This is a genomic window from Brevibacillus laterosporus (assembly GCF_030489605.1).
Taxonomy (GTDB): domain Bacteria; phylum Bacillota; class Bacilli; order Brevibacillales; family Brevibacillaceae; genus Brevibacillus_B; species Brevibacillus_B laterosporus_E.
Map to the genome: position 1 here is coordinate 164914 of NZ_JAUKFY010000003.1, position 13938 is coordinate 178851.

Genomic DNA, 13938 nt, shown 5'->3' on the forward strand with positions numbered 1-13938 from the left:
TACTCATTTGTCTACCGTAAAGAATGAGTAATCAGTTAGCTGGAAGAATAAAAAAGGGGCCTTCTCGCGCTCCGTCATAAGTAACACTTCCATTCCCGAAGTCCTACTTAATCACCGAAAGGCGAAAGGCCCTGCTCAGACATTCCTATGCTTCTTTTTCACTTATCCTGGCACGCTCTTTTTGCTTTTTCTGCTCGCTTTGCTCCTTACGCACATCTGCAAGTGACTTGACCTTGGTGGCTTTAATCCGTTTATTACGCTGCAGCCCTGCTGGCTCCAAATTGTCTGCCAAATCTTCCATTAAGGCTGCAATACCTACTGCTTTTCCTCTCTCTGCCTGATAGTATTCGTTCCTTGATAGATCGGGTGCCTTGTAATTTTGCGGTTCAGGGTAAGCAGTAATGACGCCTTCAAAATTACGCAGAATCACTTTGTCAGCCGATTGGGAAATGATATAGTTTGGCATAACCGGAATCTTGCCGCCACCATGCGGGGCGTCTACCACAAAAGTAGGTACTGCATAGCCTGAGGTATGACCGCGTAAGTATTCCATGATTTCTAAGCCCTTAGATATTGGCGCTCGGAAATGACCGATGCCTTCTGAGAGGTCACACTGATAGATATAATATGGACGCACGCGGATTTTAACCAGATCCTGCATTAATTGCTTCATCGTATACGGATCGTCATTGACTCCAGCAAGAATAACCGACTGATTACCTAGCGGGACACCGGCATAGGAAAGCATTTCACAAGCTCTTTTTGCTTCCTCGGTAATTTCTTTGGGATGATTAAAATGCGTATTGAGCCAAACAGGATGATATTTTTTCAGAATCTCGCACAAATTCTCCGTGATGCGTTGCGGGAAAACGACAGGTGCTCGTGTTCCAATCCGAATGATCTCCACATGGGGAATCTCTCGCAGACTTTTTATTACATATTCCAATACACGGTCATTAATTAGTAGGGCATCTCCGCCGGACAAAAGCACATCGCGTACCTCTGGAGTGTTACGAATATAATCTAAACAGGCATCTAATTGTTTTTTAGGCACCCCCATGCCGATTTGTCCGGAAAAACGACGGCGCGTACAGTAACGACAATACATAGAGCATTGATTCGTTACTAAAAATAAAACGCGATCGGGGTAGCGATGAGTCAGGCCAGGAACAGGTGAATCCTCATCCTCATGTAACGGGTCTTCCATATCGTACTGAGTGCGAACCATTTCGTGAGATAAAGGGACAGATTGTAAACGAACTGGGTCCTTTGGATCGTTCTCATCCATTAGCAAAGCATAGTAAGGTGTGATATTTAACGGAATGGTCTGGTTGGAAATTCGCACTCCCTCTTCTTCCTCAGGAGTTAGATTGATTACCTTTTTTAAGTCATCTACGTTTTTAATCGTGTGGGTTAACTGCCACATCCAATCGTTCCATTGTTCCTCGGTCACGTCTTTCCATAATTCCACGTCCCGCCAATCACGCAATTTACGAACTGCTAATGTCATTTATAATCCCCCCTGCTTATTTACATGAACAAAACCTCTTGAAGCTTCATTATTTACATCATGCAAGGAGGATGCCAATTTCGATAGAATATTTCATATTTTCAGAATTAGGTGAGATTTACAATGTATTTGCAGGATTTTAAGCGTTTTGTACACACTTGGTTTGCCAACAGTTTACTTTACGGGATTGTTAGTTGTGCCAGCTTTTCGGCAATGCCGGTTGAATGATTTGTAACCTAAGTCAATATGACTTCTTATCGTCTGGTTTCTCTTTTTGTTGGGCTAATTTATACTGCAGGGTTTGTCGAGGGATTCCTAATTGTTTGGCGGCTTGCAGAATATTTCCTTTCGTATGCTCCAGTGCCATTTGAATGAAATGCTTCTCTGTTTGTCTGAGAACATCTCGTAAGGTCCCATCTATAGGGATTAAGGTTTTCATAGTGGACCTGTGTTCGCTTTCCTGAGATACCGCTCCCAACTCATTCATTCTTTTCAGAAAGGATAAAGGAAGATCTTCAACAGTAATCCATTCGCCTTCAGTAACATTCATGGCAGCTTCAATCATATGCTCCAGCTCCCGAATGTTACCCGGCCATGTACATCGCTTGAATAAAGTCCATACCTCTTGGTCCAGGCCTTTCACCTGTAAATCAAACATGTTGTTATACTTCTGTACAAAATGCTCTACTAGAAGGGGCAAATCCTCTGGGCGTTTGTGCAATGGCGGAAGCCAAAAGGAAACAACATTTAAGCGGTAATATAGGTCAGCTCGCAATCCCTTGCTTTCCACCACTTTTTCTGGCACTTCATTGGTAGCCGCAATCACTCTCACATCCACCTGCATTGATCCCGTTCCGCCTACTCTTCGTATCTGACCATCCTGTAATACACGCAATAATTTAGCTTGCAGCTCAAGTGGCATACTGTTTATTTCATCCAGGAATAACGTTCCCCCATTCGCTACTTCAAACAGCCCTGGACGATCATCTGCTCCGGTAAAGCTCCCCTTAGTTGTACCGAAGAGAATTCCTTCTAACAGAGAGGCAGGTAGGGCAGCACAGTTTTGGGCAATAAACGGACGCTTCCTTCGCGGGGATGCTTGATGGATCGATTGCACCAGCAACTCTTTACCCGTCCCTGTTTCTCCATAAATCAGTATGGGAGAGGTGGTTCTCGCAGCTTTTAACGCTATCTGTTTCACCCGCTTCAGCTCAGGATTATTGGTTAAGATATCCGAGAATTCATAAAACACCTGATCGGACACAAGTGGCTTCACTTGCTTTTTGCGTCTACTTTGGACTTGAACCTGCAGGTCCACTAGCTGCTCTGACAGCTCCCTTAGTTTCTTCATATCTTTAGCTACCTCAACTGCGCCGACGAGCCGATCGTCTACACGAACAGGTAACGTCGTGTTGATTGTTTCCACCTGTACGCCTCGCCAATTGGTATAGCGTTGCGTTCGATTATACATGGGCTTTCCGGTTTGGATGACATTTAACAAGGTGCTGGATTCGCTATCTAAAGAAGGAAAGACTTGCAACAACGGTTTACCCAGCACCTCCTCTTGCGTTAACCCATCCAGTCTGGCAGCGATGTGATTGTACATGATCGTAATACCCTGAGCGTCAACCACATGGATGCCTTCATCAATTGCTCCTAAAATTGCGCTTAACATCTCCACTGTTTCCGATTTTGGTAATGTACTCACAACATCCCTCCTAAACAAACTGCCAAAAACTAGTCACTGTGCTAAAAAACCGGCACTACGCATCTACAAAATCTTCTCCCTACCGCTCAATTTGATACGTTAAAAATACCGTATACAACAAATGACCAAAAAACCACAACAAGATATTACTTGCTGAATAAACACCTTGGCTTAGATACGTAAAGGGAAAGAATAAAATAAGAAATGCCGCATTCCACAGAGTTACATAGATGACGATCTTTTTCCCGTTCCCCTTCGGATAAAAGTAAATAAACGCAAAGGCAACAATAACTGAAATCACTAAATGAATGAGATAGGCTAGTAAGGGAGGGGTATTTTCCATCCCTGGAATATAAGTAATATCTAATAATACCTGAAATGTGCTTGTTTGAAACAATCCATCTCCAATTGCCAGAAAAGCTGATAATAACAAGCCAGAAAATAGCCCATTAATGAGGGAAAAAACCATACACACTGCCCCTTTCTAATCCCATGCAATTTTCATGTCCCATTCGAATTCCCCAACATATTGTCCACTTAGCCACAATTGATAGGCAATAAACACATGAATGGGCTTCTCACTTTGATACGTGACTTTATATGTTCGAGTGTGGGTATGCATATGCATATTTCCATAGGGACTGCTGTATAAGCTATCTGTCCCTTTTCCCTTTTCAAATATTTGCTTCATTTGCAAGCTGCCTTGACGTAGTAATTGTGTGCTATCAGGGTTAATCCGAACAATATTGGAGACCTCACCCGCTCCCTCTATCTCTTCTTTATAATGCAGAAACCAAGAAGAATTACGCAGCGAAGCTTTTCCCGACATTTGTAAATCTGTCTTGTCGGTTTGCCCTTCTGCCTTTTGTATGATTGATAACGATAATTGAACCTCTTGCATTCCGAGACCTCACTTTTATTTGTCACTGTAGTATTTGTTAGTTTACCTTCCCTTTATTATAGGATAGTTTACCTTCTCGCTTCCAATTTTTCTTGCCAACCGAGAGCCGTTTTGCATAGAAAATGAAAAAGGCAAGAAAGCACTCTGCCTCCTTGCCTTTTTCTTTGCAATATCGGGTATTACAAAATGATAATAGCAACTATTTTACAAAGCTTAATATCATTTCGCGAAGTATTTTAGAAGCAACAATCTGTGTCATCTCACTATGATCGTACACAGGCGCTACTTCCACTAAATCAAATCCGACCACATTGGCTCCGTTGTTGGCCATAAAATGAATCGTATCCAGCAATTCACGAGATGTGATGCCGCCAGCCTCTGTTGTACCTGTACCAGGAGCAGCAGAAGGGTCTAGCACGTCAATATCAATCGTTAAGTAGATAGGGCGATTTCCAATGGTAGGAAGCACCTGTTTAACAGGCTCCAAAACATCGTACTTATATAAATTCATATTTTCCTTCGCCCAATCAAACTCTTCCTTCATTCCGCTACGGATTCCAAACGAATAAACGTTTTTGCCTCCAAGCAAATTGCATGCCTTTTTAATTGGCGTTGAATGGGAGTATTCGTAGCCCTCATAGTTATCTCGAAGATCGGTATGGGCGTCAAAGTGGAAGATAACTAAGTCCTTGTACTTGTCATGCATGGCTTGAATCACTGGCCATGTCACCAAGTGTTCGCCGCCCAGACCAACAGGGACTTTATTATCCGCTAATACTTTCGCAACGAACTCGCGAATCGCTTGGAGACTGCCTTCTACATTTCCAAAAGGTAATGGAATGTCCCCTGCATCAAAATACTTCACTTCCTCTAATAGCCTGTCCAAATAAGGACTGTATTCTTCTAAGCCAATGGAGACCTCGCGAATACGTGAAGGGCCGAAACGGGAGCCTGGACGAAAGCTTACTGTCCAATCCATAGGCATGCCATAAATGACTGCTTGGCTCTCCTCATAGTTTTGATGGCTGCGAATAAACACATTGCCAGAATAAGCTTCATCAAAACGCATCTCACTACCCCCTAGTCGCGAGTCAGTTCAGCTACAAAGTTAGGAAGCTGGAACACTGCTTTATGAATATCTTTGTTATAGTATTTGGTATCCATATCTTTAATTGTTGATGGATCTACTTCCAATGGATCATACTTTTTGGAAGCAATTGTAAAGCTCCACAGACCTGATGGGTATGTTGGAATGCTTGCTGTATACAAACGAGTCACTGGGAAAATAGAAGATAGGTCTTTAAATACTCGTTTGATCAATTCACGGTTGAACCAAGGCGATTCCGTCTGAGCAACCATGATTCCGTCTGGTTTTAGCGCATCGGCGATACCTTGATAGAAGCCTTTTTCAAAAAGTCCCACTGCTGGACCAACTGGTTCTGTAGAGTCAACCATGATTACATCATATTCACCCTTGTGATCATGAATATGTTTAATTCCATCGATTACTTGCACATCGACACGCGGATTTCCCATTAAATCCTTCGCAATCTCTGGGAAATATTTTTTGGAGGCTTCAATAACTCCGCCGTCAATCTCAGCCAGTACTGCTTTTTCTACGGAAGCATGCTTAACGATTTCACGAATGGCTCCTCCGTCTCCTCCGCCCACAACTAATACTTTTTTAGGATTAGGGTGGGTGTTAAGAGCAATGTGAGTAATCATTTCATGGTAAACAAACTCATCAACATCGGTAGTCATGACCATACCGTCAAGTACAAGCATACGTCCAAATTGATTGGTATGGATAATATCCAACTGTTGAAAATCCGTTTTCTCACTATATAGAGTCTCGGAGATTTTTGTAGTAATCCCGTGATTTTCCGTTTGCTTCTCAGTGTACCATAGTTCCATGTTCATAATGTAATGAAGCCTCCTTTTTAACCGAATCATTTCATGTTGATGGGCAATGTAATATAGATCACATAATCATCAACAAAATGAATTATAGAGGGTACCCCCCAAAAAGCAAGTATTTTTTGTCTTTTTATCCGATATTTTTCTTACTTCACTGCTTTTTCAGAACAGATTGCATTTTTGTAAAAGGAATTCCAGTGATATGCAAAACCTTAATAGAACAGGTGATACCGACTTCATATAGTATGAAAATATGCTGATTTACCTATACTATCTATTAGGATTTTTCCTAGTATTACCAAACTATACAGAAAGGACGTGTCTTTCATGGAAGTCATCCGCGAGCATCCATTACTTCGTTGGCTTAGGCGGGTCAGGCTTTTTATAAAAATTCTGGGTCTGACTATGCTGGCGGCTGCATTATCCATTCTATTTCTGGTCTTATATTTACGTTCTCAGCCTATGCCCGCCGCAGTTATTCACCAAACCTCAACCATCTACGCAGGCAACGGAGAAGTTATAGATAGTATTCACAGAGGAGAAAATCGTTATGTCGTCACACTGGACAGTATTTCCCCTTATTTAGTGCAAGCTACTCTTTCCATCGAGGATCGTTATTTTTATCATCATATGGGCATCGATCTAAAACGGACCGCAAAAGCAGCTTATGTCAACATTGTCGAAATGAACAAAGCTCAAGGGGCCAGCACAATTACACAACAGCTAGCCCGCAATCTATATTTGAGTCATGAGAAAACATGGACTCGAAAGGCAAAAGAAGCCTTACTCACCCTACAGCTAGAGCTTAATTATTCAAAAGATGAAATTTTAGCAATGTACATGAATCAAATCTATTATGGACATTCTGCCTATGGTGCAGAGGCCGCCGCGGGAACCTATTTCGGCAAAAAAGCAAAGGATTTGACGCTCGCAGAAAGCTCTATGCTAGCAGGGATTCCAAAGGGGCCTACCTATTATTCTCCGATTACTAATTTTGATAATGCGAAAAAGCGTCAAAAATTAATCTTAGCGGCTATGCACCGTGACGGTTATATTTCTGAAAAACAAATGCGGGAGGCTTACGAGCAGAAATTAACATTTCGTTCACCCAAAGAAGTACAAAAAGCTTCTATAGCCCCATATTTTCGGGACTATATTCTCGCTTTAGCCAAAGATAAATATGGAATCAGCGAAGAGGCTGTTCAGAACGGCGGATTAAAAATTTACACTACCTTAGATGTTGCAATCCAAAAGAAAGCGGAAGAAGCTATTCGTAAACACATGCCTAAAAATAATCAAGAGTTACAGGTAGCCTTAGTAGCCATTGATCCTAAAACGGGCTTTATTAAAGCAATGGTAGGCGGCCGCGATTATAAAAAAAGCCAATTCAATCGTGTATTGAGTAAACGACAGCCTGGTTCTACCTTTAAACCAATTATGTATTTATCAGCTTTAGATAATGGGTTTACTCCTTTAACGTTGATGAAAAGTGAGCCAACTGTCTTCACTTATGAAAATGGAAAGGAATACGTTCCTAGTAACTATGGTAATAAATTTACGAATACCTTTATTACCATGCAAGAAGCCATCGCTACATCAGATAATATTTATGCTGTTAAAACAATTAACCAATTAACACCGCAAAAAACAGTAGATGAAGCCAGAAAATTAGGGATAACCAGCCCTCTACAGGCTGTACCTTCTCTAGCTTTGGGAACATCGCCTATCTCCCCCTTGGAATTGACAGCAGCTTACAGTACCATCGCAAATAATGGGTCGTACATTACACCAGTAGCTATTTTAAAAATCATGGATAACACAGGTGCCATTTTAGCTGAGGATTCCTCTGCCCATGTCCCTGCCGCAGATCCAAGTAGCTCATATGTGTTAAATCAGATGATGCAGACTGTTTTTAGCGATACACGTGGCACAGCTCACCGTGTTGCAGGCCAATTAAACCGTCCCGTTGCTGGGAAAACAGGCTCCACGGACTATGACTCCTGGATAAGCGGTTTTACACCCCAGCTCGTAACCAGCGTTTGGACAGGCTATGATGAAGGGAAGAAGATTGACCCGATCAAGGATGCCCGTCTAGCGGCTCCTCTTTGGGCGGAATTCATGGAAAGTGCTCTGTATAATCAACCCCCTAGCCAATTTAATGCTCCTACCGGTGTCGTATCAGTTTACATCGACCCGGTCACCAAAAAATTGGCTACCCAGAACTGTCCGCATGCGCAAGTTATGTATTTTAAGGCAGGAACAGAGCCTCAGGATTACTGTGCCGAGCATATTCCTGAGCAAGCAATACCCGACACCAAACCACCTGAAAAAGAAAAGAAATCGTTGTGGAACAAATTATGGGGCGGATAACATGTAAGCTTTATGAAAAAGGGCTACCTTAGATCACCATGTGATTAGGTACCCCTTTTTTTTACGCTTATTGCAATTTATGCAGTTTGTTATTACCTCTGGAAATTATCTCTGTGCCGAGCTTTGACATATTTCTATTTCGTTATCCTTATTGCTCCCCGCCGCCAACAACACCATTTCCATCGGTAAAAATGTGGTCATTATAAATTGTAATGAGCCCGTTTTTTTCCAATTTATCCAGCACTTCAAAAAGACTTTCCCGCTTTCCTGCCGGTAGCCTATTAATAAATTTATTAATCTCTTGCGGCGGTACATTATTGCGGAAATGCACTCCACCATGTTTGACAAAATGATCATTCTGATGATCCAAGGCATTCTCCCCCTCTGAGCAGATAAAGTATTGATATGCCTTCTTAGTGTGCATCCCTATGGCTAATTCATAACCTGCAAATTAAGACAAACAGGGAGTGACATACTGTCGCTCCCTGTTTGCTGACCTAGTGCTTTTTATATACAAATCTAAGTTTACTCTTTTTTTGTTTCTTCGTACAATTCTTTTGCGAGTTGTTCACACAGCGTTCATTTTTTCCTAATAAAAACCAGATTTTCAACTGGCGCCCATGTACAAACTATGCTTGTGTTTCCAAGCCTTGCTTCAGCTCTTCAGAGGAGTTTGCCCACATGTCAGCATTGTGTTCCATCAGCAATTTGCGCAATGCTGCTTTTTCGGCTTCTCCCAGCTCACTTACCATGATTTTGCGCTTCATAGCAGCATCCATACGGTTAACGTGATCTACCAATAGCTTGTATCCACGGCGAGCTTCACGGTCAACCTCCATATAACAAGCAGTTACACCGGCATAGTAAGATCCCTCTTCTTTACGGTCAATGGTAACCCACACAATCCAGTACGGCTTTCCGTTTGGAACATCTTCCTTATTCGTAGAAAATTTAATGCCTCTCTCAACAGCACTCTTGGCATGCATCGCTCCCATGTCAATGTAGGCATCATTTTCTTCAACATCAATAATGACAGAGGAAACATGGCTTAAATCAAGCACTCCTTGACCAAATCCGCCATGAACATCTGTCTTTTTACTCACAATAGTAAAGCCGTTATTTTTTTTATTATCAAATAAACTCATATTATCACCAACCCCTAAAAAGATCTTCTGTCTATTCTACCCTGAAAGCTTATACTCGTGCAATTTTTGGGGCGCATGGACAAGACATAGTGAAATAGATAATGTGGGACAAAAAAATCTCGTTCACACATAAGCGTGTACGAGATGGTAATGCTAGCAGACTCAAGAATGTTATACCCTTTATTGCTGCAAGCTAATTTGTCTGCATTCATCGAGAAAAGCAAGTCCCTTTTGTACTTCCTCTTCTGTATAGCGCTGTTTGCTTTTTAATGTAAAGACTTTGACCAGCATTTCCTCATAGGATAAGTGCTCAAAATAAAGAATGGTGGACACTAATTCAAGAAACCGGGAATTTTCTTCATTTAAGCGTTTAATCAGATGCTCTCCTATCCCTAGGTCTACATCATGATAACGTAAAAATTCCTTTCCCAATTCGTTTAAGGAGTAACGATATACTTCGATCGCTCCCTTGCTTTCATGTTGTTCGTTCAACAGCCCAAAGCTGCACAACTCGTCTACGCGCAATGTCAGTTCTTCGGAATAAGGCCCGAACATATGAAACTCAAATCTTTCCTCGAAATCCACCTGCATTTTTTTAGAGATATACACCATTTTTTGCAGTTTCTTTCTTCCTGTTACTTCACCAAGGACCTCCACTAGCCGCATTATTTTGGCGTGCCCTCTATGCATCCGACATCACTACTCCTAGTCGTTCTTTAATCTTTTGGGCAAGTTCAGCAGGCAGCGATTCTATCAGATCGGCAGGATAATAAAGCTTATAATCAAATCTCCGCTTCCCGCAAACCGCTTCTACAATCTCTGACATCGTTGATAATTCCGCTTGCTCACCGTTTGGTTTGACTAACATGATAGAAATCCGTTCTTGTTCTTTCCCAGGGCGATAATAATCATAGGGCAAATCGGATGTAGAATCAACTTCTACATAATAGTCGGGATCAATTCCCGCTTCTTGAAACAATTCCCTGATCTCATATTCCGTTCGGAAATTTCTAGGATTATATTCGACGTATTGCAGGAGATTCCTGTCTAAAAATCGTGAGCACAAATCAGATAATATAGAATCTCGCTCATGTCGCCACTGATGCATGTAGAAATAAACAATAGATTCATCCAGCATGAGATAGTCTTTCAATTGGATACGATCACAGAAAAACGGCAGGAAATGTGTCGGCTCTAATTGAAAACGGTAATCGCGATGAAATAATTCCTTCGCACGTTTGAAAATTTTATGTAGAACAACCTCTGCACTCCGAGTCACCGGGTGAAAATATACCTGCCAGTACATTTGATAGCGTGACATAATATAGTCTTCCACCGCATGCATCCCGCTTGCTTTAATCACTACTCCATCCTCAGAGGGTCGCATCACACGCAGAATGCGCTCTATGTCAAAATTGCCGTAATTGACTCCGGTATAATAAGCATCTCTCAACAAATAATCCATTCGGTCCGCATCTATCTGACTGGAAATAAGCGAGACAATCAACTTGTTCTCATACGTTTTCGCGATCACCTCCGCAACCTTTCTAGGAAAGGTATCGCTAACCGTACGTAAAATTTGATTAATGCCTGTCCTGCCCATAATGATTTTTCTCGTCCATTCCTCATGGTCAAACCGAAATACCTTTTCAAAGGAGTGTGAAAAAGGACCATGTCCAACATCGTGCAGTAAAGCCGCACAAAGGCACAGGAGCTTTTCTTCGTAAGGAAGATTAACTCTACCCTCAAAGGTCTCCAGAATGCGTCTCATAATTTCATAGACGCCCAGCGAGTGATTGAATCTGCTATGTTCACCGCCATGGAAGGTAAAATAACTGGTTCCAAGCTGTCTGATGCGCCTTAGTCGTTGGAATTCAGGTGAATCAATTAGCTCCCAAATGACCTTCTCCCTGACATGCACATAACGATGAACAGGATCTTTAAACACCTTTTCCTCATCTAACAGCCTCTGCACTACCATGCTCTACACCTCCACCCTTCCCCATAGTATTTATTTTGCACATGCATAATCTTTATAGCATAAAATTTGGCACAAAAAACCTATCTTCCACAAAACGCTTCATCTTTTGCGGCATAGGTGCCTTAGTCTCAAGGAGCTTTTCTGTCACTGGATGCTTAAAACAAAGCTGATAGGCATGCAGCGCTTGAGTGGAAAAGCCCATTCGAGAACCCCGGTATAGCGTATCCCCGACCAATGGATGTCCCATGTATTCAAAATGCACGCGAATTTGGTGCGTTCTTCCTGTGTCTAATGTAATATCGACTAAGCTAACCTCGTCGTTGGAAGCCAAAACCTTGTAATGAGTAACTGCTTCTTCACCCTTTGGATGCACCTGACGCTTTACTTTATGCATAGGATCGCGCTTGATCGGTTCTGCTATTGTTCCCGATTCTTGTTGCATGCGCCCAGTTGCAAGAGCAACGTAATTACGCTCTACGCTTCCCTCTCTTATCAGCTTATCTGCTAGCTGATGAGCATAGGAGCTCTTCGCGATTAAAATAGTGCCCGAAGTCTCGCGATCCAGGCGATGAACGGTATGGGGCATAATCGACTTGCCTTGTTTATGCCAATAAAGTACAAGCTGGTTTAGTAAAGTATCGTGCTGGTCCTCACGAATAGGATGCGTAGTCATACCTGTTGGTTTATTAACAACAATAAAATACTCGTCCTCAAACAAAATTTCCAACTGAATCTCAAATGGTGCTGGCGGTAACATGACTAACGCTTCCTGCTCACGTTTATCATCAAAAATGCGCACAGAAATCACATCTCCAGCCTTGACCTGCCTTTTAAGAAAAGGGACTTTGCGATTTACCAGTATTCCTTTACTCCGTGTCAGACGCTGCAGCATACGTCCAGAGACCGACATTTTTTGTCGTACGATCTCCTCAACAGTCATTCCTTTCTCCTGATCGTCTACAATGTGATCCAACCATCTTTTCATTGTCATAGCTAGTTTTTTCTCCGTTCTACAGTTTCTACGCTTCATTGTAACGAAAAGCGAGACCGGATGCCACTTTAGAGACGAGAAGCTGGTTCTATCAGGGAATATTGCTTATGGGTTGTCTTCATTCGTCCCAACCAAAAAAAGCCTGGCATCACCAGACTTTTTTTGTATGCTCTATCTTTGAATATGGGTTTCTTTCGATTTTTGATTGCGGTTAGGATTTTAAAGCATCTGGATTAAGACCTTGTAATATATCCAGCACAAATAGTCCATCTTTGCGGATTAACACGTCATCAAACCAAATTTCACCGCCTCCGTATTCTGGACGTTGAATGGTTACCATATCCCAATGTACGATGCTTCGATTGCCATTATCAGCATCCTCATAGGCCTGACCCGGGGTAAAGTGGAAGCTACCTGAGATTTTCTCGTCAAATAGGATATCATTCATCGGATGCAGCACATACGGATTTACACCGATGGCAAATTCTCCAATATAGCGAGCTCCTTCGTCAGTATCAAGAATTTCATTGAGCTTCTTGGTATTATTTGAGGTCGCTTCTACAATTTTTCCGTTTTCAAAACGCAAGGTAATATTTTCAAATTTAGTCCCCATATATTGGGTCGTCGCATTGTGAGTAAGTACACCGTTTACAGAGTCACGCACAGGAGCAGTAAAAATCTCTCCGTCTGGAATATTATTTTCTCCCGCACAGATCACGTTTGGAATTCCTTTGATGGAAAAGGTCAAATCAGTTCCCGGCCCGACTAGTCGTACTTTATCCGTCCTATTCATCAGTTGTTGCAGGGGCAGGAATGCATCATGCATCTTTCGGTAATCTGTTATACAGACATCAAAGAAGAAATCTTCAAATGCCTCTGTCGACATATTCGCATTTTGTGCCATAGAGGGGGTAGGATAATTAAGCAGAACCCAACGTGTATTAGCAATCATGTAATCACTAAGCGGTTTTAGCACCCTGTAATGCTCCTGGCGCTTATCATTTGGCACATCAGACATCTCGCTGTCATTATCAACCCCGTTAATAATGATGTTTGCATGCTGATCCTTGGTGCGTTCTTCAGACCATTTCCTCAAATATTCTGCCCGCTCGGCGCTAGCATTCATCATTAACTCCCGCTGAATACGCGTATCCATTATCTCCACATAAGGATAGGCCCCGATAGCGTATGCCTCTTTTATCAGCTCCCGAGCTAAATCATGCCCGTTTCCACGGACTTCAATATTTAAAACTTCCTTTTCCTTCAAACCAACAGAATAGTGCAACAAATTATAAGCCAATTTTTTTAATCGCGGATCTTGCACGACGAGACTCCTCCAGTCCGTTCCCATTGGGATTTATTACAAATTGTAGCATAGACACTTCTCTCTTTGTGTTTTTGATTAAAAATATTTT

13 protein-coding genes are annotated in these 13938 nt (G+C 42.1%); 1 reads left to right on the top strand and 12 read right to left on the bottom strand.

Annotated features, from left to right (window positions below; all coding sequences use genetic code 11):
• Positions 1-145 precede the first annotated feature (145 nt).
• The 6 genes from ablA to speE all read right to left on the bottom strand — a co-directional run bounded on the left by ablA (position 146) and on the right by speE (position 6033).
• A complete protein-coding gene (gene ablA, locus QZ995_RS04440) occupies positions 146-1510 on the bottom strand; it encodes a lysine 2,3-aminomutase (RefSeq protein ID WP_301803611.1) in 1365 nt (454 codons plus the stop codon).
• A 241-nt stretch (positions 1511-1751) separates the two neighbouring features.
• Positions 1752-3185, bottom strand: coding sequence for a sigma-54 interaction domain-containing protein (locus tag QZ995_RS04445; RefSeq protein ID WP_301804092.1), 1434 nt, complete (start codon positions 3183-3185; stop codon positions 1752-1754).
• A 112-nt stretch (positions 3186-3297) separates the two neighbouring features.
• On the bottom strand, positions 3298-3687 hold the full coding sequence (locus QZ995_RS04450) for a hypothetical protein (protein ID WP_301803613.1): 390 nt from the start codon (positions 3685-3687) through the stop codon (positions 3298-3300).
• Positions 3688-3702: 15 nt separating this feature from the next.
• On the bottom strand, positions 3703-4119 hold the full coding sequence (locus tag QZ995_RS04455; RefSeq protein WP_301803617.1) for a DUF1934 domain-containing protein: 417 nt from the start codon (positions 4117-4119) through the stop codon (positions 3703-3705).
• Positions 4120-4318: 199 nt separating this feature from the next.
• Positions 4319-5188 carry an agmatinase gene (gene speB / locus QZ995_RS04460; protein ID WP_301803620.1) on the bottom strand — a complete coding sequence of 290 codons (870 nt, stop codon included), beginning with the start codon at positions 5186-5188 and terminating at the stop codon, positions 4319-4321.
• An 11-nt stretch (positions 5189-5199) separates the two neighbouring features.
• Positions 5200-6033 (bottom strand): polyamine aminopropyltransferase, encoded by an 834-nt coding sequence (gene speE / locus QZ995_RS04465; protein WP_003342247.1) that lies wholly within the window; start codon positions 6031-6033, stop codon positions 5200-5202.
• 330 nt (positions 6034-6363) lie between these two features.
• Here speE and QZ995_RS04470 point away from each other — a divergent pair, with 330 nt between their 5' ends.
• On the top strand, positions 6364-8406 hold the full coding sequence (locus QZ995_RS04470; protein ID WP_301803622.1) for a transglycosylase domain-containing protein: 2043 nt from the start codon (positions 6364-6366) through the stop codon (positions 8404-8406).
• A gap of 148 nt (positions 8407-8554) precedes the next feature.
• Here the strand turns inward: QZ995_RS04470 and QZ995_RS04475 are convergent, their stop codons facing one another.
• The 6 genes from QZ995_RS04475 to QZ995_RS04500 form a co-directional block, all read right to left on the bottom strand.
• The gene (locus QZ995_RS04475; protein ID WP_437124712.1) at positions 8555-8830 is read right to left on the bottom strand and encodes a hypothetical protein; all 276 of its coding nucleotides are present in this window, start codon (positions 8828-8830) and stop codon (positions 8555-8557) included.
• A gap of 205 nt (positions 8831-9035) precedes the next feature.
• Complete coding sequence (locus QZ995_RS04480) at positions 9036-9551, bottom strand: YwhD family protein (RefSeq protein ID WP_301803627.1); 516 nt, start codon at positions 9549-9551, stop codon at positions 9036-9038.
• Positions 9552-9731: 180 nt separating this feature from the next.
• On the bottom strand, positions 9732-10241 hold the full coding sequence (locus QZ995_RS04485; protein ID WP_301803631.1) for a YwgA family protein: 510 nt from the start codon (positions 10239-10241) through the stop codon (positions 9732-9734).
• Positions 10234-11532 (bottom strand): HD domain-containing protein, encoded by a 1299-nt coding sequence (locus QZ995_RS04490; RefSeq protein WP_301803633.1) that lies wholly within the window; start codon positions 11530-11532, stop codon positions 10234-10236. Before QZ995_RS04490 ends, QZ995_RS04485 begins: the two co-directional genes overlap by 8 nt.
• Before the next feature lie 52 nt (positions 11533-11584).
• The gene (locus QZ995_RS04495; protein WP_301803636.1) at positions 11585-12523 is read right to left on the bottom strand and encodes an RluA family pseudouridine synthase; all 939 of its coding nucleotides are present in this window, start codon (positions 12521-12523) and stop codon (positions 11585-11587) included.
• A gap of 211 nt (positions 12524-12734) precedes the next feature.
• A complete protein-coding gene (locus QZ995_RS04500; protein ID WP_301803639.1) occupies positions 12735-13847 on the bottom strand; it encodes an aminopeptidase in 1113 nt (370 codons plus the stop codon).
• Between the last annotated feature and the right edge of the window lie 91 nt (positions 13848-13938).